The following is a 19,477-nucleotide window of genomic DNA, read 5'->3' as shown; positions in this document are numbered from 1 at the left end:
GCGTCTCCCCGCCCGGTGTGCGATCCGAGACTGCTCCAGTCTTGACAACGATGTCAACACTTCGGACAAAAAAATCACCGAGAGCCCCGAACAACCGTCACGATTCCGTGAATTTGCTGCGGCGCAGCATAAGCTTTTGCGCCTGAAAGCCCGGTATAAGTGGGTCCTGCAACATTGCTGGCTTACAGGACAATCTTGTGACAACGTGCAGTCAACGACTGCCGGCAAGGTCCAGGCCAGTCCACACCACAGGCGGGACGTCCCGCCGTTCCGGAGGGGAGTCCGTACATGTCATCCACCACTGCCACCGAAATCGCCGGCCAGGGCGGCGCGCAGCGCCACCTCGGCTCGATGGCGATCATCGGCCTGCTGTTCTTCATCTTCGGCTTCGTCACCTGGCTCAACGGCCCGCTGATCGGCTTCGCCAAGCTGGCCTTCGACGTCAGCGAGTCCGCGGCCTTCCTGATCCCGTTCGCGTTCTACATCTCCTACTTCTTCCTCGCCCTGCCGTCCTCGGTGATCCTGAAGAAGACCGGCATGAAGAAGGGCATGGCGCTGGCCCTGCTGGTCATGGCGGTGGGGGCCGCGGTGTTCGGCCAGTACACGACGCAACGCTTCTATCCGGGCGCGGTCACCGGCATCTTCATCATCGGCACCGGCCTGGCGATCCTGCAGACCGCGGCCAATCCCTACATCTCCATCCTCGGCCCGATCGAGGGCGCAGCGCAGCGCATCGCGGTGATGGGCATCTGCAACAAGCTCGCCGGCATCGCCGCGCCGCTGCTGCTCGGCGCGCTGGTCCTGCACGGCATGGGCGACCTGGCTGCCCAGGTCGAAGGCGCGGACGCGGCGACCAAGGACGCCCTGCTCAACGAGTTCGCCTCGCGCATCCACGATCCCTACATGGTCATGGCCGGCCTGCTGGCGCTGGTCGCGGTCGGCGTGCTGTTCTCGCCGTTGCCGGAAATCCGCCCCGAGGAAGCGAACGCCGAGTCCGCCGGCGGCAAGCGCAGCCTGTTCCAGTACCCGCACCTGTGGCTGGGCGCGGCCTGCCTGTTCGCCTACGTGGGCGTCGAAGTGATGGCCGGCGACGCGATCGGCATCTACGGCGAATCGCTCGGCCTGCCGCTGGACCACACCAAGTTCTTCACCTCGCTCACCCTGGGCGGCATGCTGGTCGGCTACCTGGTGGGCCTGGTCACCATCCCGCGTTACATCTCGCAGGAACGCTACCTCTCGGTGTCGGCCGTCCTGGGCGTGCTGTTCACCATCGGCGCGTTCCTCACCAGCGGCTATGTCTCGGTGGCCTTCGTGGCGTTGCTGGGCTTCGCCAACGCGATGATGTGGCCGGCGATCTTCCCGCTGGCGATCCGTGGCCTGGGCCGGCTCACCGAATACGGCTCTGCGATCATGATCATGGGCATCGCAGGTGGCGCGGTGATCCCGCAGCTGTTCGCCCACTTCAAGCAAGCGCACGACTTCCAGTGGGTGTTCCTGCTGCTGATGGTGCCGTGCTACCTGTACATCCTGTATTTCGCGCGCGCCGGCCATCGTGCCGGGCTGCCGAAGGCGGGATGAGCACCGGCGGCGCGCCCGGTGTTCCCGGCGCGCGCCGCGGACGTTACGCTAGGCCATTGACCCGAACAACCGAGGTTCCGGTGCGCCGACCCACGATCAAAGACGTCGCCGAACGCGCCGAAGTCTCGCTCAAGACCGTTTCGCGGGTCATCAACGACGAACCCGGGGTGCGCGCCCGCACCCGCGAGCGCGTCAACGAGGCGATCAGCGAACTGGGCTACCGCCCCGACCCCTCTGCGCGCAGCCTGCGCAGCGCGCAGCCCTACGCGCTGGGCGTGGTCTACGACAACCCGAACCCCTACTACATCATCGCGGTGCAGAACGGCGTGCTCTCGGCCTGCCGGGAAACCGGCTACGGCCTGCAGATCCACCCCTGCGACGCCTCCTCGCCGGTGCTCGCCGCGGACCTGATCGACCTCGTGCAGGGCGCCCGCCTGGCCGGGCTGGTGCTGGCGCCGCCGATGTCCGAGCAGATGGAGCTGGTCAAGGCGCTGGTCGCGCAGGACATCAAGCTGGTGCGCATCGTCTCCGCCGCGGCCGACCCGCACGACGGCGCGCCCTGCGTGTGGGTGGACGACCACGATGCCGCCTACGACATCACCGAGCACCTGATCCAGCTCGGCCACCAGCGCATCGGCTTCCTGTGGGGCGGTACCTCGCACAAGTCCAGCAGGGAGCGCTACAAGGGGTATGCCAAGGCCCTGGCCGACTACGGCATCGAAGAGGACGAGACCCTCGTCCTGCCCGGCGACTATTCCTTCGACGACGGCTTCCGCGGCGCACGACGCCTGCTGGCCCTGCCCGACCGCCCGACGGCGATCTTCGGCAGCAACGACGAGATCGCCGCCGGCGTGCTGGCCGCGGCCCGTTCGAGCGGCCTGAACGTGCCCTACGACCTGTCCATCGCCGGCTTCGAGGACAGCCCGTTCTCCAAGCAGTCCTGGCCCCCGCTCACCACGGCCAGCCAGGCCACCGAGGCGATCGCGCGCCACGCCACCTACCGCTTGATCGCCGAGTTGCGGCGCGACAACGAAACCCCCATCGACACCCACCCCAACGAGGGTTTCAGCCCGGTGCTGGTGGTCCGCGGTTCGACCGCGCCGCCCCGGCCCAAGGCCTGAGGGCGGCGGGCGGGCGCGCTCAGTCGCCGCGCAACTGCGACGCCGCCAGCGCCAGGGCCTCGATGGCCTGCCAGTCGCCGGCGCGCATCAGCGCCGCCGGCGTGCACCACGAACCGCCGACGCAGGCCACGTTCGGCGTGGCCAGGTAGTCCAGTGCGTTCTTGACGCCAATGCCGCCGGTCGCGCAGAAGCGGATCTCCGGCATCGGGCCGTGCAGGCTGCGCAGCAGGGCAGTACCGCCGGCGGCCTCGGCGGGGAAGAATTTCTGGAACACGAAGCCCTGCTCGGCCAGGGTCATCGCCTCCGAGGCCGTGGCGGCGCCGGGCAGCCAGCCCACGTCGTGGCCGCGTGCGGCGGCGACCAGGTCCGGGCTGGCGCCGGGCGAGACGGCGAAACGCGCGCCGGCCTTCGCCGAAGCGTCCAGGTCGGCCGGACGACGCACCGTGCCCGTGCCGACCACGGCGTCGGGGACTTCGTCGGCGATCGCACGCACCGCGTCCAGCGCGGCGGCGGTCCGCAGGGTCACCTCGATCACCGGCAAGCCGCCGGCCACCAGCGCGCGCGCCAGCGGCACCGCCTGGCGGGCATCGTCGATCACGACCACGGGGATCACCGGGGCCAGGTGCAGCACTTTCTCGATCAGGGTCATCAGGGTCTCCGTGGAAGGCCGCTGGCGCGCACCCGGCGGGCGCACGCGCGATGGGGAAGGGAGCGCGGTGCCGCTCAGGCCGCGCTCGCGTCGAAGGCGCTGGCCCCGCGCGTGGCCGGACCGGCGACGCGACGGAACAGGTCGAACAGCTCGCGACCCATGCCGGCGTGGTGGCTGGCCAGGTCGGCCGTGGCCGCTTCGCGGGCCTCGAACGTGGCCGCGTCCACCACCGCCTCCAGGGTGCCGGCGACGGCATCGACACGGACCACGTCGCCGTCGCGCAGGCGCGCCAGCGGCCCGCCGCAGGCGGCCTCGGGGCTGACGTGGATCGCCGCGGGCACCTGCCCCGACGCGCCGGACATGCGGCCGTCGGTGACCAGGGCGACGCGATGGCCGCGCTTCTGCAACACGCCCAGGGTCGGCGTGAGCTGGTGGAGCTCGGGCATGCCATTGGCCTGCGGCCCCTGGAAGCGGACGACCACGACCACGTCGCGGTCGAGCTCGCCCTGCTCGAAGGCATGCTTGACTTCGCCCTGCTCGCTGAAGATCCGGCACGGCGCCTCGACGACCTGGCGGTCGTCCGGTACCGCGGAGACCTTGATCGCTCCCGTGCCGAGGTTGCCGCGCAACACGCGCAGCCCGCCGTCGGCACGGAACGGCTCGGCCACCGGACGCAGCACGGAGAGAGCGGCGCTGCGCCCGGGGGCCGGCACATGGACCAGGCCGCCGGCCTCGTCGAGGCCCGCCTCCACGCGGTAGCGCGCCAGGCCCGGCCCGGCGACGGTTTCCACGTCGCCATGCAGCAGGCCGGCATCGAGCAGCTCGCCGATCATGAAGGCCAGCCCGCCGGCGGCATGGAAGTGGTTCACGTCGGCGCTGCCGTTGGGATACACGCGCGCCAGCAGCGGGACCACCGACGACAGCGCGTCGAAGTCCTCGAGCCTGAGCTCGATCCCGGCCGCCGCGGCGATCGCGACGATGTGCAGCAGGTGGTTGGTGGAGCCGCCGGTCGCGTGCAGGCCGACGACGCCGTTGACGATGGCGCGCTCGTCGACCAGCCGTCCCACCGGCCGGTAGTCATCGCCCAGCGCGGTGATCGCCGCGGCGCGCCGCGCCGCCTCGGCGGTCAACGCATCGCGCAGGGGGGTGTTGGGATTGACGAAGCTGGCGCCCGGCAGGTGCAGGCCCATGATCTCCATCAGCATCTGGTTGGAGTTGGCGGTGCCGTAGAAGGTGCAGGTCCCGGGCGCGTGGTAGCTCGCCGATTCGGCCTCCAGCAGCTCCTCGCGCGTGGCCTTGCCCTCGGCGTAGCGCTGGCGCACGCGCGACTTCTCGTCGTTGGGGATGCCCGAGGGCATCGGTCCGGCCGGCACGAAGATCGCCGGCAGGTGGCCGAAGCTCAGCGCCCCGATCAGCAGCCCGGGCACGATCTTGTCGCAGACGCCCAGGTACAGCGCGGCGTCGAACATGTCGTGCGACAGCGCGACCGCGGTCGAGAGCGCGATCACGTCGCGGGAGAACAGGCTCAGCTCCATGCCCGCCCGGCCCTGGGTGACGCCGTCGCACATCGCCGGCACGCCGCCGGCGACCTGCGCGGTGGCGCCGGCATTGCGCGCGGCGTTCTTGATCAGGAACGGGAAACGCTCGAAGGGCTGGTGCGCCGAGAGCATGTCGTTATAGGCGGTGACGATGCCCAGGTTGGGCGCGTGGCCGTCGCGCAGCGCGTCCTTGTCCGCGGGTCCGCAGGCGGCAAAGCCGTGGGCGAGGTTGCCGCACGAGAGGGTGGCCCGGTGCGGGCCCTGGCCGGCGGCGGCGTCGATCCGCGCCAGGTAGGCCGCGCGCGCGTCGCGGCTGCGGGCGCGGATGCGTTCGGTGACCTCGGCGATGGTGGGATGCAGGGAAACCATGGTGACCTCGTTGTGTGTTCGATGCCGCGGGCCGCTTGCGCGGGGCCCGCGTCCGGACCTGCGCGATGTGTGGCGGGCTGTCCCGCCTCAGTGTCGCGCAGGGCGCGGCGCGTGCGCCTTCACGGGCACCAGTACAGCGCCGGCGGCGTGGGCGCGCCGGCCAGCAGTGCACGCACCGGGAGCGTGGAACGCGGGTCGCCGGCCGCCCCGTCCAGCACGCGGCGCTTGCGATCGCCTTCGATGTGCAGGTAGACGGACGGCGCGGTGAAGATCGCGCTGAGGGTGAGCGTCATCCGCGGCTCGGGCGCGTTGGCCGAGCGCACCGCGAGCGCGGGGGCGCGGCCGCGCGGCTGCAGGCCGATCTCGCGCAGGCCCGGCGTGTCCAGGCCCAGGTCCGGGAACAGGGACGCGACATGGCCGTCCTCGCCCATGCCCAGCACCGCCACGTCAAGCGGCAGGGCCTCGTTGGCGATGCGGCTGAGCACCGGCAACAGCGCGGCCTCGGGACTGGGGCTGGGCCGGTAGAGCGGCAGGAAGCGCGCCTGCGCCGCCTCGCCCTGCAGCAGGTTCTCGCGGATCAGGCGCTCGTTCGAGCGCTCGTGGCGACCGTGGACCCAGCGGTCGTCGATCGGCAGCACGGTCACGCTCGCCCAGTCCAGCACCTGGCGGGACAGGGCCTGCATGAAGGCCTTCGGCGTGGAGCCGCCCGACAGCGCGACGCGCGCCCGGCCGCGGCGGGCGATCGCGCCGCGCAGGTCGGCGGCGACCGCGCGGGCCAGGGCCTCGGCGAGCGCGGCGCCATCGGCGAATTCATGTGTGTGCATCGGCAGCGGCATCGGTTCGACCACCCTCAGTTCGGCGCGCATGGCGTTAGTCGGCGTCCTCATGCCAGGTCCTCCCGTCCCGTTCGATCAGGGCGACGGCGGCCGTGGGGCCCCAACCGCCGGCGGTGTAGGGCTTGGGCGCATCGCCGTTGGATTCCCAGGCATTGCGGATCGGGTCGATCCACTGCCAGGCGGCGTGCACTTCGTCGCGGCGCATGAACAGCATCGGATTGCCGCGGACCACGTCCATGATCAGGCGTTCGTAGGCATCGGGCTGGCGGCCGCCGAAGGTCTCGGCGTAGCTCAGGTCCATCGCCACCTCGCGCATGCGCAGCCCGCCCGGGCCCGGCACCTTGTTCATCAGCCACAGTTTCACGCCCTCGTCGGGCTGCAGGCGGATCACCAGCTTGTTGGGCGCCAGCGTGCGGCCGTGCTCGCCGTCGGTGAGCTCGCCGAAGATAGAATGCGGCACCTGGCGGAAGGTCACCACGATCTCGGACATGCGTTCGGGCAGGCGCTTGCCGGTGCGCAGGTAGAAGGGCACGCCGGCCCAGCGCCAGTTCTGCACCTCGGCCTTGATCGCGACGAAGGTCTCGGTGCGCGAGGGTTCTCCCAGTTCGTCCGGGTAGCCGGGCACCGCGCGTCCTTCCACCGCGCCGGCGCGGTACTGGCCGCGCACCGTCATGTTGACCGCATTGCCGTTGGTGATCGGGCGCAGCGCGCGCAGCACCTTGAGCTTCTCGTCGCGGATGGCGTCGGCGGCCAGCGATGCCGGCGGCTCCATCGCCACCAGGCACAGCAGCTGCAGCAGGTGGTTCTGGACCATGTCGCGCAGGGCGCCCGACTTGTCGTAGTAGGCCGCGCGCCCTTCCACGCCCACGGTCTCGGCGACGGTGATCTGCACGTGGTCGATGTGCTCGGCCTTCCAAAGCGGTTCGAACAGGGCGTTGCCGAAGCGCAGCGCGGTGAGGTTCTGCACCGTCTCCTTGCCCAGGTAGTGGTCGATGCGGAACACCTGGTGTTCCTCGAACACGCGCCCGAGGGCGTTGTTGATCGCATCGGCGCTGGCGCCGTCGCGGCCGATCGGCTTCTCGACCACCACGCGGGTGCCGGCGCCCGACAGCCCGTGGGCCTGCAGCCGATCGCCGACCAGGGCGAACAGGTCCGGGCCCACGGCCAGGTAGAACACGCGCACGCGGCCCGGGTCGTTGCCGACCTCGGCGGCGAACTCCGGCCAGCCGGTGTCGCTGCCCAGGTCGAGCTGGCGGTAATGGAGCTTGGCCAGGAAGGGTTCGAGCGACGCCGCCACGCGCGGGTCGGCGTCGGCGTCCTTCTTCAGGGCCTCGCGCACGCGGTCGCGGTACTCGTCGTCGCTGCGGGCGTCGCGGGCGACGCCGTACAGGCGCGTGCCCTCGGCGATCTGGCCGTCGACATGGCGGTGCAGCAGGGCGGGCAGCAGCTTGCGCAGCGCCAGGTCGCCGGTGCCACCGAAGATCACCAGGTCGAAGGGGTCCAGTGGCGCGGGATTGGACGGCGGGGCGTGCAGTGTCATGGAGGGCGGTGTCCGGTAAGGGAGCGGGCAGGCCCGGAGGGGCCCTGCCATTGAAGATACCTGTTAGATACCAATTACGCAAACACCCCGTGCAACAAGGCTGTCATAGGCGTAAAGGCCGCGGTGTTGCCGTAAGTGGTCTCTGACTGGTATCTTTTCCGCATGCACGACTACCTGGCCAGTGAATACCACCGCCAATCGGCCACGCGCCGCGCCCCGGCCTACCAGCACCTGCGCCGCACCCTGCAGCACGCCATCGAGAACGGCGAGCTGACCGCGGGACAGGCCTTGCCGGGCGAGCGCGAACTGGGGCGCCTGCTCGACCTCTCGCGCGTCACCGTGCGCAAGGCGATCTCGGGCCTGGTCGAGGACGGCCTGCTGATGCAGCGCCAGGGCGCCGGCACCTTCGTTGCCGAGCGCATCGTCAAGTCGTTCTCGGCCCTGACCAGCTTCACCGACGACCTGCGCGCGCGCGGGCTGGACCCGCGCTCGGAGTTCCTCGAGCGCAGCGTCGGCGAAGTCACGCCCGAGGAGGCGATGGCCCTCAACCTCTCGCCCGGTGCCCAGGTCGTGCGCTACTACCGCCTGCGTACCGCCAACGACACCGCGCTGGCGCTGGAACGCACGGTGGTGCCGGCCGACATCCTGTCCGACCCCGCGCAGGTGGAGAACTCGCTGTACGCCGCCTTCGAGAAACTGGGCGTCCGTCCCGCGCGCGCCCTGCAGCGGCTGCGCGCGATCGCCTTCGACGCCGAACAGGCACGGCTGATGCGCCTGCCCGAAGGCAGCCCGGGACTGTTCATCGAGCGACGGACCTTCCTCGACGACGGCCGCGTGGTCGAGTTCACCCGGTCCTTCTATCGCGGCGATGCCTACGACTTCGTCGCCGAACTGCACAGCGAATGAGCCCTCCCCGCCCCGTTGCCGAGACCCCGCCTTGAACGCACCCCTGGATACCACCGCCATGGCCGCACGCGCGCTCCGCGCCGAAGACACCCTGATGTTCGCCGAGGCCGCCGAAGCCGCCGATGCGGTCGCGCGGCAGTTCCAGGCCAATGCCGCCACCATCGACGCGCTGGTCGAGCGCCTGCGCGCCGACCCGCCGCGCTTCATCGTCACCTGCGCGCGCGGCAGCTCCGACCACGCCGCCACCTACGGCAAGTACCTGTTCGAGACCACGCTTGGCCTGGTGACCGCCTCGGCCTCGCCCTCGGTGGGCTCGGTCTACGCGATCCAGCCGAAGATGGAGGGCGCGCTGTTCGTGGCCATCTCGCAGTCGGGCAAGAGCCCCGACCTGCTGCGCAACGCCGAGATCGCCAAGGACGCCGGCGCCATCGTGGTCGCCCTGGTCAACGTCGCCGACTCGCCGCTGGCGCGCCTGGCCGACACCGTGCTGCCGCTGCATGCCGGGCCCGAGCGCAGTGTCGCGGCCACCAAGAGCTACCTCTGCTCGCTGGCCGCCCTGTTGCAACTGACCGCGCGCTGGAGCGGCAACACCGACCTGCTCGCGGCCACCGACGGACTCCCCGCCGCGCTCCGCGAGGCCTGGTCGCAGGACTGGACACCGGTCGTGGACGGCCTGCGCGAGGCGCGCAACCTGTTCGTGCTCGGGCGTGGCCTGGGCCTGGGTGCGGCGCAGGAAGCGGCGCTGAAGTTCAAGGAAACCAGCGGCCTGCATGCCGAGGCCTTCTCCTCGGCCGAGGTCAAGCACGGCCCGATGGCGATCGTCGGCCCCGGCTTCCCGGTGCTGGCCTTCGGGCAGGACGACGACACCGGCGCCGGTACCGCGGCGGTCGCCGCCGAGTTCCGCCAGCGCGGGGCGCCGGTATGGCTGGCGATGCCCGGCCAGGCGCCCGGCGAAGGCCGACTGTCGCTCGCCGCCTCGACCCACCCGGCCGTCACCCCGCTGCTGACCGTCCAGTCCTTCTACAAGGCGGTCAACGCCCTTGCCGTCGCCCGCGGCCACAACCCCGACCTGCCCCCGCACCTCAACAAGGTGACGGAGACGGTTTGATGGGGCGGGAATGGAGAAAGGGGAATCGGGAATGGTAAAGCGCCCGGTTTCCTGAAGACCCGCCCGCCCCGACAATTCCCCATTCCCCATTCCCCATTCCCCATTCCCCATTCCCCATTCCCCATTCCCCATTCCCCATTCCCCATTCCCCATTCCCACCCAATGACTTCCCTCGCCTTCCACAACGGACACATCCTCACCGAACGCGGTTTCGCCGAAGGGCTGTGCGTGATCGTCGAGGACGGCCATGTCGCGGCAGTGGTGCCCGGCGCTGCGCCGACGGGGGTGGAGGCGGTCGACCTGCGCGGCGGCTACCTCGCGCCGGGCTTCATCGACACCCAGGTCAATGGCGGCGGCGACGTGCTGCTGAACGACGCCACCAGCGTGGATGGCGTGCGCCGCATCGCCCAGGCGCATCGCCGCTTCGGCACCACCGGCTTGCTGCCGACGCTGATCAGCGACGACGTCGCGGTCATGGAGAAGGCGATCGCGGCCGTGCGCGCGGCGATCGAAGCCGGCGTACCCGGCGTGCTGGGCATCCATCTCGAGGGGCCCTACCTGGCCGAAGCGCGCAAGGGCGTGCACGACCCGGCGAAGTTCCACACGCCCGGGACCGACGAGTTGGCGATGGTGGCGTCGCTCGGCGTCGGCAAGACCCTGCTGACCGTGGCGCCGGAGCGCTTCGAGCCCGATGTCCTGCGCGACCTCGTCGCGCGCGGGGTGATCCTCAGCGCCGGCCATACCGCCGCCGACTACGAGACGATGCGCCAGGGCTTCGCCGCCGGCATCACCGGCGTGACCCACCTCTTCAACGCGATGACGCCGATGAACAGCCGCGAGCCGGGCGGCGTGGGCGCCGCGCTCGACGACCCCGAGGCCTGGTGCGGCCTGATCGTCGATGGCTACCACGCCCACGATGCCAGCCTGCGCGTGGCGATCAATGCGCGGCCGCGCGGGCGGATGATGCTGGTCACCGACGCCATGCCGCCGGTCGGCGGCGAGCGCGAGGACTTCGAACTGTACGGCGTCACCATGACCTGCCGCGACGGTCGCTGCAGCACCGCCGACGGCACCCTGGCCGGCTCCGCCCTCGACATGGCCACCGCCGTGCGCAACACCGTGCAGCGCCTGGGGTTGCCGCTCGACGAAGCCTGCCGCATGGCCTCCACCTATCCCGCCGAGTTCCTCGGCCTGGGCCACGAACTGGGGCACATCGCGCCCGGCTACCGCGCCGACCTCGTCGCCCTCGACCCCGACCTGCAGGTCACCGGCACCTGGATCGACGGCCGCGCCTGATACGAATCCCCCGCCCTGCGCAGAATGGGTAGAGCCAAAGGCGAAACCCATCATCCCCGCCCGGCAGCCCCGGCGACGTACCCGTCCGCCCCGACAGCCCCGACGACGCAAGCCGGCCCGCCCGACGATGGGCTTTGCTTCGCGCTGCCCATCCTACGGCCCCACGGAATCCCGCCCTTCGTAGGATGGGTAGAGCCAAAGGCGAAACCCATCATCCCCGCCCGGCAACCCCGGCGACGTAACCGTCCGCCACGACGGGCGATGGGCTTTGCTTCGCGCTGCCCATCCTACGAGGCTACGAACGCTTCGCACCTCGTAGGATGGGTAGAGCCAAAGGCGAAACCCATCATCGCCGCCCCGTCCATCAAGACCGCTCCCCGAACCCTTGATCTACCGTGTCCGCCGCGCCCCAGTTCTTCGCTAACCGTCCCGCCTCGACCTCGCGATGGAACGTCGAATATGGCCACGCGGCGGCACACGCGACGTATCCATGCTTCACAGGATTGAAGTGCGTGTAATCGACATGCCGACGCATGTCCTCGTCGTCGCGGATGAGGTGTTCCCAATACCGTCGCTGCCATACGCCACGCTCACGCTTGCGGATGCGACTGGCGCTTCGCCGCTCGCCCTCCGCGATACGCCGCGAGAACAGCCCTTTGATCGTGCGCCAACGCAACGAGTAGTCGGCATCGCCGGGCGGCAGTGTCCACACCGCATGCAGATGGTCGGGCATCACCACCATCGCGTCGATGGCGAAGGGATGCCTCTTCCGAACGTGGCGGATCGACTCCCGCAACACATCGATCCGGTCGACAAGCAGGCGGCTGCGCCTGTCCGCCAGGTTGACGGTGAAGAACCAGGTCGCGCCTGGCACATACGCACGACGGTATCGGGTCATCCTTGACCTCCATTGCAACGAGGGTTGATCGGCCGAGGGCTGCTCCAAGCCGCTTCGCCATACCCATCCTACGTTACGACGACCGCGTCTCGAGTCGGTTTCGCTCTCGTAGGATGGGTAGAGCCAAAGGCGAAACCCATCATCGCCGCCCGACACGCCCGACGACGCACCCGTCCGCCCGACGGGCGATGGGCTTTGCTTCGCGCTGCCCATCCTACAAGGCTACGAACGCTTCGCACTTCGTAGGATGGGTAGAGCCGAAGGCGAAACCCATCATCCCCGTCCGGCAGCCCCGGCGACGTAACCGTCCGCCACGACAGCCGATGGGCTTTGCTTCGCGCTGCGCATCCTACGAGGCTACGAACGCTTCGCTCTTCGTAGGATGGGTAGAGCCGAAGGCGAAACCCATCGCCGCCGGACGGGTTCCGCCATTTCGGCCGCCATCAGTGGCGGCGAGCGCGGACCACATGGCGCCACGCGGCGAGCATCGCCCCGGCCAGCGACACGAGGATCGCGAGCAGCAGGCCCAGGCTGAAGACCCACCAGGTCGAGCCGCGATCGTCGCTGAAGTTGAGGGCCAGGTTGCCGGCCAGGGCAATGGAGACCGGCAGCCATGCCACTGCCAGCAGCAGCACGATGCCCGAGGCAGCGGCCACCCACGTCCGGCGCGGTGCAAGCACCCATGCCGCGGCAGCGGCGGCGACCAGGCCAAGCGCGACCAGGGCGTTGCCCAGTGGCAGGCCGCCGGGCAGCAGGCGCTCAAGATAGCCAGCCCCCGACAGCACGGCAGCCATCGAGCCCGCGGCGAGCGTGAGCAGGCAGGCAACCCTCAGCGGGCGAAGGGCTTTCATGGGATTGGGGTCCGGTGGAGGCGTCGGCAGCGCCCGAAGGCGCGGCGAATCCCTTGTAACCGCGAACACCCGACCGTGGCCAGTGGCATCCTTCACGACGTCATCGCCGCGATAAGGCTTCACTGCCGCATGGACCTCAAGAGCGGCTACCCCTTCTGGGCGATCAGGAACGGCCTCGCGGCCCCGCGCCCACCCATCGACCGGGACCTCGACGTCGACGTCGTGGTCGTCGGCGGCGGCATCACCGGCGCGCTGATCGCCGACGAACTGGCGTCCCACGGGCACGAAGTCGTCGTGCTGGAGAAGCGCGACGTCGGCTGGGGCAGCACCTCGGCCAGCACCGCGCTGCTGCAGTACGAGATCGATACCCATCTCGTCGATCTCGCCAAAAAGTACGGCGAAGCCAATGCCGCGAAGGCCTACCTGGCATGCGTGGCGGCCATCGAAACCCTCGCCGCCATCGCCGGGCGGCTGCCGGGCGTCGCGTTCCGGCGCTCCAACAGCCTGTACTACGCCAGCCGCAAGCGGCACGTGCGCGGCCTGCGCGAGGAGTTCGACGCACGCCTGCGGCATGGCATCGACGTGGAATGGCTCGACACCGCCGAGGTGGACGCCGACTACGGATTCCGACCCCACGCCGCGATCCTCAGCCACCAGGCGGCCCAGGTGGACCCCTACCGGATGGCGCAGCAGCTGCTGTCGGGATTGGCGCGGCGCGGCACCGCGGTGCACGACCACGAGGAGATCGTCGACCTGCAGGCCACCTCGCGCCGCGCCACCCTGCGCACCGCGTCGGGTTTCACCGTGCGCGCCGGGCACGTCGTGCTGGCCTGCGGTTACGAGAACGAGCGCTGGCTGAAGAAACGCGTGGCGCAGAACCGCAGCAGCTATGCCTTCGTCACCGACCCCCTGCCGCCCGATCTACTGCGGCCGCTTGCCCACAGCCTGGTCTGGGAGACGGCACGCCCCTATCTGTACCTGCGTACCACGCCCGACCATCGCCTGCTGGTCGGCGGCGAAGACGATACCGTCGATGTCCCGGCACGCCGCGATGCGCGGGTGATGTCCAAGGCGCGCAAACTCGGTCGCAAGGTCGAGGCATTGTTCCCGCACCTGGCGATGCGCCCGGCGTTCGCCTGGGCGGGTACCTTCGCCGAGACCCGCGACGGCCTGCCCTGGTTCGGCGCCCACGAACAGTGGGGCCCCCGCGTGCTGTTCGCGATGGCCTACGGCGGCAACGGCATCACCTACTCGGCGATCGGCGCCGGCCTGTTGCGCGCCACCATCGAGCGACGCGCGCATCCGCTGAAACGCCTGTTCTCTTTCAAGCGATCGTAGGCACGACCGCGCATCAGCCCGGGCCGACCTCCACTTCCATCTGCATGTCGGCGACCTCGGCGGCGTAGTCGATGATCTCCTGGGCCGTCATGCCATCCACCTCTTCCTTGATGCGGACGATGGAAGGCGACTGCAGCGATGGATCATTCACGACCTCGTAAGCGCTTTTCACGTCCTTGAGATTGATCGCCACCATCGCCAATTGCAGCTGGATGCGTTGCTCACCCGGCAAGGCCTCGATCATCTGCTTGAAACTCGACTGCGCGCTGGCATCGCTCGTCGCATCCAGTCGCGGCGCGTCCGGCCGGGTTCCCGAGGCGGCGCAGGCCGCCAGAGCGATGGCCAAGCATGCGGCCAATGCTTCCTTCTTCATCACTACAGCTCCTTGTGCGATCGGTCCCGAGACCGTCATCCCGTGGAAAACATATCGGAAGACTAGCGAAGCGCGCGACACCCTGGAACACGCAGGCGGCGCCAAAGGCCGAATACCCGTCAAGAAGCGCCGAAGCCACCCGATCCGGCACAACGGCGGTAGCCCTTGGTCGCGACGTGTCCAGCGACTTCGATCGGCGCATTGCCCCTTCAGCCAACTTCGCCCTACCGGTGCTGCCAGTTGCGGCCTCCCATGGCCTCGTCGATCAAGAAGCACCACGTGATCATTGCCTGCCACCGAGGCCTTTGCTCGCGTCGCCGTTTCCGTCGGCGCCCGGCCTTGCGATCGACTTCGGCCTTCGGCGCTTCGCAATGGTCGCCTGGCGCTTCACGAATCTTTCGGCTGCATCGCGTCCAATCCTGGTCTCCCGAAGGATCTCCCCCTTGAGCCAGACACCCAGCTTCAGAATGAGCTGGAACTCATCCGGTGTGTAGTCCCAGCGATAGGTGTTGCAGACATCGTGGGCAGGCAGGTAGTTGTCCACTGCGTGAGCACCACCGGCGCTATGCGGGAAGACATGGTCCGCATGCCATGGCCCCTCGATCGCACCTCCGCAGATATGGCAGCGACCGCCCGTCTTACGGAGCACCTGTTCCCTCTGCGCATTGGTGAGGGCGGCGCGCTTGCCGAGCTTCGCCTTCGTTTCAGCCTTGATTCCCCGTCGCCTGAGCCTCAGCTCATGCACGAGCAGCGCCAAGCCCTCACCCGAGATTGACTTCCCCTCGAACTCCATGACGCCTCCGCTGCAGTGTTCCTCATGGACACGGCCTCTTCAGGCCACACCCAGCTACACGTACCCAGAACACGAAAACCGGACAAGACAGTCCGCGCCTGGTGTGCATGGGCCCAAGCCACAATGTAGCGAAAGGAGGACGATCCGCGCCCCCGGTCATAGCGTTCCGCTCGCTTGCGAGCGCCAGCCATGGATCAGCCCGGCCTGGAAAAACCGCAGCGGAGGCGCGAAGCCCGCCGCCTCGATCATCCCCGCGATGTCGCCGGCCGACAGCACGCCGACGTCGTTGGCATAGGCCTGGCGCATGCGCGCCACCGCGTCGGGCGTCACCTCGGCCGTGGCCATCATCGCCAGCCATGCGCGCAGCAGCACCTCGTAATCGTCGGAGTCGATGTCCGCGGCGAGATCGGTGCTGGCAAGGATGCCGCCGGGCAACAGACGCGCGGCGATCCCGGCGAAGAAGGCCACGCGTGCATCGCGCTCGAGCAGGAACTGCGAGACCAGGAAGCAGGTGGCCGCATGGTGCGCCTCGCCGGCCTCCAGCGTGTCGAGATGGCCCTCGTGGAAGCTGCAGCGCGCGAGGAAGCCTTCGGCCGCCGCGCGCTCGCGGCACACCGCGACCATGCCGCCCGAGGGTTCGACCACGGTGAAGCGCCACTGCGGATGCCGGGCCGCCAGGAACGCCAGCTCGGCACCGGTGCCCGCACCCACCGACAGGATCCGCGCATCCTCCGGGAGGGCGGCGAAGAGCGAATCGACCAGCAAGTGCAGGCAATCGCGGATCGGCGAGGTCTTCGCCCACTGGGTGTCGTAATGCGCGGCCTGCTGGTCGAACAAGGCCTTGATTTCATCGGCGTGCATCGGGTCTCCACGGGGCCCGGGCGGTCGGAGGGTGCCGGGCCGGGTCCGAGCTTAACGTGCCCGGTCCGTCGGGCTCGAGGAAACCACGCGCAGGCGGCGTGAGCCCCCCGGAAGTGAATGTCGGCGATGCGAGCGCGCCGTCAATCGCACATGCGTCCAGACCCGGTAAGCCGTGCCTTCCCTCCGCGTCCTAGTGGGCGCTCATCGCGCGCTGGTCCCAGCGCACCTGCAGCGCCTGCTTGCCCCGCCACGCGCCGATATGCACGTGGGGCGCCCGGGCATAACCGTTGTTGCCGACGAAGCCGATGCGCTCCCCTGCCTTCACGTGCGCACCTTCCTCCACGAGGAAGCCCTGCAGGTGCGCGAGGGCGAACAGGGTGCCGTCGGCCGCCTTCAGGACCACGCCGGACGCACGGCTCTGGTGGGGCTGCCCCGGCGGATTCGTCCGCGGGTTCACGTGCAACTGAACGACCTCGCAGTCGCAGGGCGCGTGCACCGGCTGGTTCCAGCCATACCAGTCCTCGTTGCCCAGGCCGTCGGTCCGATACAGCCTGAAGAAGCCGGGCGACGCGTCCTCCTCCATACCGGTGACCATGCAGTCCTGTCCGAGGTCGTCGCCCGGATAGGGCAGCTCGCCCGCTGCGTGCTCCGAGCACATGTACGGCGCCTGGAAGAGCGGGTGCGCCAGCACTTGCTCTATCGGCGCGTCTGCCGGTGCTGGGTCCGGTTCCGGTGCCGGCACCGGTGGCCCGGCGCGGACGGGCGCGAAGGCGCAGGCGAGCAGGAGGAAAGCGAGGTGGCGCATGGGGGCGCTCCGGATCCTGGGTGAATCCAGCCTATCGGGAGTCCACATGCCCTTGAACGCCAGGAAGTCCCCCTGACTTTCCACAGGGCGCATCGCCCACACGCGGGCCGCGGCAGCGATCGGCTAGGCGGGCCGTTTCCCATACCTGCGGGTGTAGGGCAACGCGAACAGATAGAGACCCGACAGCAGCTGGACGAAGAGCGGTGGCAGTGGCGCGTAGGTGAGCCATGCCGGCGGCTCGCCCGACGCGACCGCGCGCCAGGCGAAGTTGGCGACCACGGTGAGGGTGAACACGATCGACACCCAGCGATGACAGGCCCGTGTCCCGTCGGCGGCGTTCATGCCGACCCCTCCGCTGGCGTCGCGGCGCGGGCCTGGATCATCTTCCAACCGTTGCCGGAGGGGTCGCGGAAGCCGGCATCCACGCTGCCGTAGCGCTCGACCGGCGCCTGGGTGAACTCTACCCCGGCCGCGACGAGGCGCTCGTAGCTGGCGCGGCAATCGTCGACCCGCAGCACCAGCGGCGGCATCGCGCCCTTGGCGACCGCCTCGTCCAGGGCGCGCGCGGTGGCGGCGTCGTGGACCGGGGGGCCGGGCTTGAACAGGCCCAGCTGGAAGCCCGCCTGCCCCGGCGCCTGCACGGTGAGCCAGCGATAGTCGCCGTTGCGGACATCCGTGTGGATCTCGAACCCCAGCTGCTCGACATAGAACGCCAGGGCCTCGTCCTGGTCGCGCACGTACAGGCCGACCACATCGATCGCGTGTGTCATGGAACCTCCTTGGTGTGAGGCGCTACTGTCCCAGCGACCCGCGTCCGGCGCTTCTCCGAAACTGCGCTCTTGAGGTCCGGGCGGTGCGCCGCGCGCACGAAGCACTCCGGGACGCTTGCGCGCGCATGCGGTTCCGCCTGCTCGCGCGCCCTCAGATGCCCCGGGCTTTGGCCGGTGATGTCGTGGAAGACGCGCCCGAAGGTGCCCAGGCTCCTCCAGCCGGTCTGGAAGGCGATGTCGGTGATGGGCAGGTCGGTATCGCGCAGCAGCGCCACGGCCCGCTCGATGCGCCGCGTCAGCAGGTAGCGATGCGGCGGCACGCCGAAGGCCTGCTTGAACGCGCGGGCGAAGTGCGAAGGCGACACCGCGCTGACCCGCGCCAACCGCTGCACCGGCCAGTCCTCGTGCGGCGCGCCGTCCATCCGGTCCTTCGCACGCAGCAGGCGCCGCAGCAGTTCGGGACCGGGCTTCACGGCGCTGTCCGCCACGCACGCCGGCGCGCGCCTCGGCCAGCGCCTGCCGCCTTCATCGCCTCGTTCCCAGGCATCGCACGCGTCGCCATTGCATCCACCGCGCCATCCCGTGCCTCAGGCAAGCCCGTGCTTCCTCTTCAGGTCCGCCTCGGTGTACGTCTCCGTCGGATTCGCCAGGCTGAAGTAGTCCGGCTTGGTATCGAAGAAGATCTCCCGCTTCAGGACGAAGCCCTCGGCCTCGTCGAACAGGCCGACCGGCACGTAATAGCGGTCGTTCCAGCGCGAGCGGTAGAACAGGTGCGTCCCGCAGCGCGCGCAGAAACCACGCTCGGCCTGTTCCGAGGAAGCATAGACGGTGATCCCGTCCGCGCCGCCGAAGCGCACCTCCACGCATTCCACGGCCATCCACAGCCCGCCCCACCTACGGCACATCGTGCAATGGCAGGCGGTGAAGTAGCGCCGGGCGAGTTCGGCCTCGAGGGTGACGCCGCCGCACAGGCAGGCCGCATGACTGGACATGGAACACCTCCGTCTGGACAGGACCGGCGCCAGCGTGCCCGTTCGTCATCCGCACGCCAAGCATTGAGTGTGCGGTCCTTGGCCTCAGGCGTAATGCAGCCGACGCCCGGATGTCGCCCCTCATGGAAGGAACGTCGTCGCCCATCCGCTTTTCAGCCACCAGCCCACGGCCAGAAGGTTGACCACGACGGTAAACCAGAAGCCCCTCTGGAACGAGGCCTTGACGGTCTTGTGCCGAAAGGACTGTTGCGCGACCAGGGCGCCGGGCCAGCCGCCGAGCAGGTCCAGGAGGTGCAGGGTGGTTTCGGGCGTGGAAAACAGGGGTCAGAGCGCACTTTTCGTTCGATCATTGTCTGCGCCACGCAAGTGGCCTGGCCCAATTGATCACCTCACCTGAGAAAGTCTACTCTGACCCCTGTTTTAATCGTCTGAGGAAGCTCATTCTCAAGCGCTTGGAACACTATTTCGGTCAGACTACACAGGTCTGCGTGAGATTCAATAATGGCGACTCCGCGTGCTTCCAGCCGGACGCCGCAACCCCCAGCCTCGAACATCTCGTCGAGGACTCTGCAAAGACCAAGGACGGGACAGCCATTGGAAGCGGCGGCAGTGGTGGCGGCCTTCCCACAAGCAATGACTATGCGCCGAACAGCGCGTGGGGCCCCGCTGGCGGGAATGGTTCCTCCGGCGAACTTTGGCTTTTCTGCGCATCTTCCGGAGGAAAGATCGGTAACCCCCCCATTTTTAGCTGTTGCCAAAAGTGGAGCTAAGCGGCCATCGCCAGTTTCATGGCCGGAGTGATGCCGCCGAGTGCCATGTTGGGGCGCTCGTGGTTGTACGTCCATAGCCATCGCG

21 protein-coding genes are annotated in these 19,477 nt (G+C 69.2%); 6 read left to right on the top strand and 15 right to left on the bottom strand.

Annotated elements, in window-relative coordinates:
* Positions 1–288: 288 nt before the first annotated feature.
* The gene (locus H4F98_RS15705) at positions 289–1,578 is read left to right on the top strand and encodes a sugar MFS transporter (protein WP_182688778.1); all 1,290 of its coding nucleotides are present in this window, start codon (positions 289–291) and stop codon (positions 1,576–1,578) included.
* An 80-nt stretch (positions 1,579–1,658) separates the two neighbouring features.
* Positions 1,659–2,699, top strand: coding sequence for a substrate-binding domain-containing protein (locus H4F98_RS15700; RefSeq protein ID WP_182688777.1), 1,041 nt, complete (start codon positions 1,659–1,661; stop codon positions 2,697–2,699).
* Positions 2,700–2,718: 19 nt separating this feature from the next.
* Here the strand turns inward: H4F98_RS15700 and eda are convergent, their stop codons facing one another.
* The 4 genes from eda to zwf all read right to left on the bottom strand — a co-directional run bounded on the left by eda (position 2,719) and on the right by zwf (position 7,631).
* Entirely contained in the window at positions 2,719–3,348 is a 630-nt protein-coding gene (eda, locus tag H4F98_RS15695; protein ID WP_182688776.1) for a bifunctional 4-hydroxy-2-oxoglutarate aldolase/2-dehydro-3-deoxy-phosphogluconate aldolase, read from the bottom strand.
* A 74-nt stretch (positions 3,349–3,422) separates the two neighbouring features.
* A complete protein-coding gene (gene edd / locus H4F98_RS15690; protein WP_182688775.1) occupies positions 3,423–5,255 on the bottom strand; it encodes a phosphogluconate dehydratase in 1,833 nt (610 codons plus the stop codon).
* 119 nt (positions 5,256–5,374) lie between these two features.
* Complete coding sequence (gene pgl, locus H4F98_RS15685) at positions 5,375–6,142, bottom strand: 6-phosphogluconolactonase (RefSeq protein ID WP_246373296.1); 768 nt, start codon at positions 6,140–6,142, stop codon at positions 5,375–5,377.
* Complete coding sequence (gene zwf, locus H4F98_RS15680) at positions 6,126–7,631, bottom strand: glucose-6-phosphate dehydrogenase (protein WP_182688774.1); 1,506 nt, start codon at positions 7,629–7,631, stop codon at positions 6,126–6,128. The genes pgl and zwf overlap by 17 nt, the downstream gene beginning before the upstream one ends.
* 162 nt (positions 7,632–7,793) lie before the next feature.
* On the opposite strand from zwf, the gene H4F98_RS15675 reads away from it, so the two are divergent.
* The 3 genes from H4F98_RS15675 (at position 7,794) to nagA (ending at position 10,941) form a co-directional block, all read left to right on the top strand.
* Positions 7,794–8,537 (top strand): GntR family transcriptional regulator, encoded by a 744-nt coding sequence (locus tag H4F98_RS15675; protein ID WP_182688773.1) that lies wholly within the window; start codon positions 7,794–7,796, stop codon positions 8,535–8,537.
* A gap of 58 nt (positions 8,538–8,595) precedes the next feature.
* Positions 8,596–9,645, top strand: a complete 1,050-nt coding sequence (locus H4F98_RS15670) for an SIS domain-containing protein (protein WP_246373309.1) — start codon at positions 8,596–8,598, stop codon at positions 9,643–9,645.
* Between the two features lie 162 nt (positions 9,646–9,807).
* Positions 9,808–10,941: an N-acetylglucosamine-6-phosphate deacetylase gene (nagA, locus tag H4F98_RS15665; RefSeq protein ID WP_182688772.1), complete on the top strand. Its 1,134-nt coding sequence runs from the start codon at positions 9,808–9,810 to the stop codon at positions 10,939–10,941.
* Positions 10,942–11,305: 364 nt separating this feature from the next.
* Here the strand turns inward: nagA and H4F98_RS15660 are convergent, their stop codons facing one another.
* Both H4F98_RS15660 and H4F98_RS15655 read right to left on the bottom strand, forming a co-directional pair.
* Positions 11,306–11,839 (bottom strand): REP-associated tyrosine transposase, encoded by a 534-nt coding sequence (locus tag H4F98_RS15660; RefSeq protein ID WP_182688771.1) that lies wholly within the window; start codon positions 11,837–11,839, stop codon positions 11,306–11,308.
* Between the two features lie 443 nt (positions 11,840–12,282).
* On the bottom strand, positions 12,283–12,690 hold the full coding sequence (locus H4F98_RS15655; protein ID WP_182688770.1) for a hypothetical protein: 408 nt from the start codon (positions 12,688–12,690) through the stop codon (positions 12,283–12,285).
* Between the two features lie 129 nt (positions 12,691–12,819).
* Here H4F98_RS15655 and H4F98_RS15650 point away from each other — a divergent pair, with 129 nt between their 5' ends.
* Positions 12,820–14,028 carry an NAD(P)/FAD-dependent oxidoreductase gene (locus tag H4F98_RS15650; protein ID WP_182688769.1) on the top strand — a complete coding sequence of 403 codons (1,209 nt, stop codon included), beginning with the start codon at positions 12,820–12,822 and terminating at the stop codon, positions 14,026–14,028.
* A gap of 13 nt (positions 14,029–14,041) precedes the next feature.
* On the opposite strand, the gene H4F98_RS15645 is transcribed toward H4F98_RS15650, so the two are convergent.
* From H4F98_RS15645 to H4F98_RS15605, 9 genes are all read right to left on the bottom strand, one after another.
* Positions 14,042–14,401 (bottom strand): DUF6694 family lipoprotein, encoded by a 360-nt coding sequence (locus H4F98_RS15645; RefSeq protein ID WP_182688768.1) that lies wholly within the window; start codon positions 14,399–14,401, stop codon positions 14,042–14,044.
* 283 nt (positions 14,402–14,684) lie between these two features.
* Entirely contained in the window at positions 14,685–15,194 is a 510-nt protein-coding gene (locus H4F98_RS15640; protein ID WP_182688767.1) for an HNH endonuclease, read from the bottom strand.
* Between the two features lie 156 nt (positions 15,195–15,350).
* On the bottom strand, positions 15,351–16,055 hold the full coding sequence (locus H4F98_RS15635) for a class I SAM-dependent methyltransferase (protein WP_182688766.1): 705 nt from the start codon (positions 16,053–16,055) through the stop codon (positions 15,351–15,353).
* 190 nt (positions 16,056–16,245) lie between these two features.
* Positions 16,246–16,860 (bottom strand): M23 family metallopeptidase, encoded by a 615-nt coding sequence (locus tag H4F98_RS15630; RefSeq protein WP_182688765.1) that lies wholly within the window; start codon positions 16,858–16,860, stop codon positions 16,246–16,248.
* A 123-nt stretch (positions 16,861–16,983) separates the two neighbouring features.
* Complete coding sequence (locus H4F98_RS15625; RefSeq protein ID WP_182688764.1) at positions 16,984–17,202, bottom strand: hypothetical protein; 219 nt, start codon at positions 17,200–17,202, stop codon at positions 16,984–16,986.
* A complete protein-coding gene (locus H4F98_RS15620; protein ID WP_182688763.1) occupies positions 17,199–17,630 on the bottom strand; it encodes a VOC family protein in 432 nt (143 codons plus the stop codon). Before H4F98_RS15620 ends, H4F98_RS15625 begins: the two co-directional genes overlap by 4 nt.
* On the bottom strand, positions 17,627–18,103 hold the full coding sequence (locus tag H4F98_RS15615) for a helix-turn-helix domain-containing protein (RefSeq protein ID WP_182688762.1): 477 nt from the start codon (positions 18,101–18,103) through the stop codon (positions 17,627–17,629). The genes H4F98_RS15620 and H4F98_RS15615 overlap by 4 nt, the downstream gene beginning before the upstream one ends.
* A 114-nt stretch (positions 18,104–18,217) precedes the next feature.
* Positions 18,218–18,622 (bottom strand): GFA family protein, encoded by a 405-nt coding sequence (locus tag H4F98_RS15610; RefSeq protein ID WP_182688761.1) that lies wholly within the window; start codon positions 18,620–18,622, stop codon positions 18,218–18,220.
* A gap of 120 nt (positions 18,623–18,742) precedes the next feature.
* Positions 18,743–18,943 carry a DUF1294 domain-containing protein gene (locus tag H4F98_RS15605; RefSeq protein WP_182688808.1) on the bottom strand — a complete coding sequence of 67 codons (201 nt, stop codon included), beginning with the start codon at positions 18,941–18,943 and terminating at the stop codon, positions 18,743–18,745.
* Positions 18,944–19,477: the final 534 nt, after the last annotated feature.

This window comes from Marilutibacter spongiae, from assembly GCF_014145325.1.
In the GTDB taxonomy this organism is placed as follows: Bacteria; Pseudomonadota; Gammaproteobacteria; order Xanthomonadales; family Xanthomonadaceae; genus Marilutibacter; species Marilutibacter spongiae.
This window is presented reverse-complemented; position numbering and strand designations above follow the sequence as displayed.

Excerpts from the sequence above, each read along its gene's own strand:
- H4F98_RS15705 (WP_182688778.1), top strand. The coding sequence starts at position 289 with ATGTCATCCACCACTGCCACCGAAATCGCCGGCCAGGGCGGCGCGCAG.
- eda (WP_182688776.1), bottom strand. The coding sequence starts at position 3,348 with ATGACCCTGATCGAGAAAGTGCTGCACCTGGCCCCGGTGATCCCCGTG.
- edd (WP_182688775.1), bottom strand. The coding sequence starts at position 5,255 with ATGGTTTCCCTGCATCCCACCATCGCCGAGGTCACCGAACGCATCCGC.
- pgl (WP_246373296.1), bottom strand. The coding sequence starts at position 6,142 with ATGAGGACGCCGACTAACGCCATGCGCGCCGAACTGAGGGTGGTCGAA.
- zwf (WP_182688774.1), bottom strand. The coding sequence starts at position 7,631 with ATGACACTGCACGCCCCGCCGTCCAATCCCGCGCCACTGGACCCCTTC.
- H4F98_RS15675 (WP_182688773.1), top strand. The coding sequence starts at position 7,794 with ATGCACGACTACCTGGCCAGTGAATACCACCGCCAATCGGCCACGCGC.
- H4F98_RS15670 (WP_246373309.1), top strand. The coding sequence starts at position 8,596 with ATGGCCGCACGCGCGCTCCGCGCCGAAGACACCCTGATGTTCGCCGAG.
- nagA (WP_182688772.1), top strand. The coding sequence starts at position 9,808 with ATGACTTCCCTCGCCTTCCACAACGGACACATCCTCACCGAACGCGGT.
- H4F98_RS15660 (WP_182688771.1), bottom strand. The coding sequence starts at position 11,839 with ATGACCCGATACCGTCGTGCGTATGTGCCAGGCGCGACCTGGTTCTTC.
- H4F98_RS15655 (WP_182688770.1), bottom strand. The coding sequence starts at position 12,690 with ATGAAAGCCCTTCGCCCGCTGAGGGTTGCCTGCCTGCTCACGCTCGCC.
- H4F98_RS15650 (WP_182688769.1), top strand. The coding sequence starts at position 12,820 with ATGGACCTCAAGAGCGGCTACCCCTTCTGGGCGATCAGGAACGGCCTC.
- H4F98_RS15645 (WP_182688768.1), bottom strand. The coding sequence starts at position 14,401 with ATGAAGAAGGAAGCATTGGCCGCATGCTTGGCCATCGCTCTGGCGGCC.
- H4F98_RS15640 (WP_182688767.1), bottom strand. The coding sequence starts at position 15,194 with ATGGAGTTCGAGGGGAAGTCAATCTCGGGTGAGGGCTTGGCGCTGCTC.
- H4F98_RS15635 (WP_182688766.1), bottom strand. The coding sequence starts at position 16,055 with ATGCACGCCGATGAAATCAAGGCCTTGTTCGACCAGCAGGCCGCGCAT.
- H4F98_RS15630 (WP_182688765.1), bottom strand. The coding sequence starts at position 16,860 with ATGCGCCACCTCGCTTTCCTCCTGCTCGCCTGCGCCTTCGCGCCCGTC.
- H4F98_RS15625 (WP_182688764.1), bottom strand. The coding sequence starts at position 17,202 with ATGAACGCCGCCGACGGGACACGGGCCTGTCATCGCTGGGTGTCGATC.
- H4F98_RS15620 (WP_182688763.1), bottom strand. The coding sequence starts at position 17,630 with ATGACACACGCGATCGATGTGGTCGGCCTGTACGTGCGCGACCAGGAC.
- H4F98_RS15610 (WP_182688761.1), bottom strand. The coding sequence starts at position 18,622 with ATGTCCAGTCATGCGGCCTGCCTGTGCGGCGGCGTCACCCTCGAGGCC.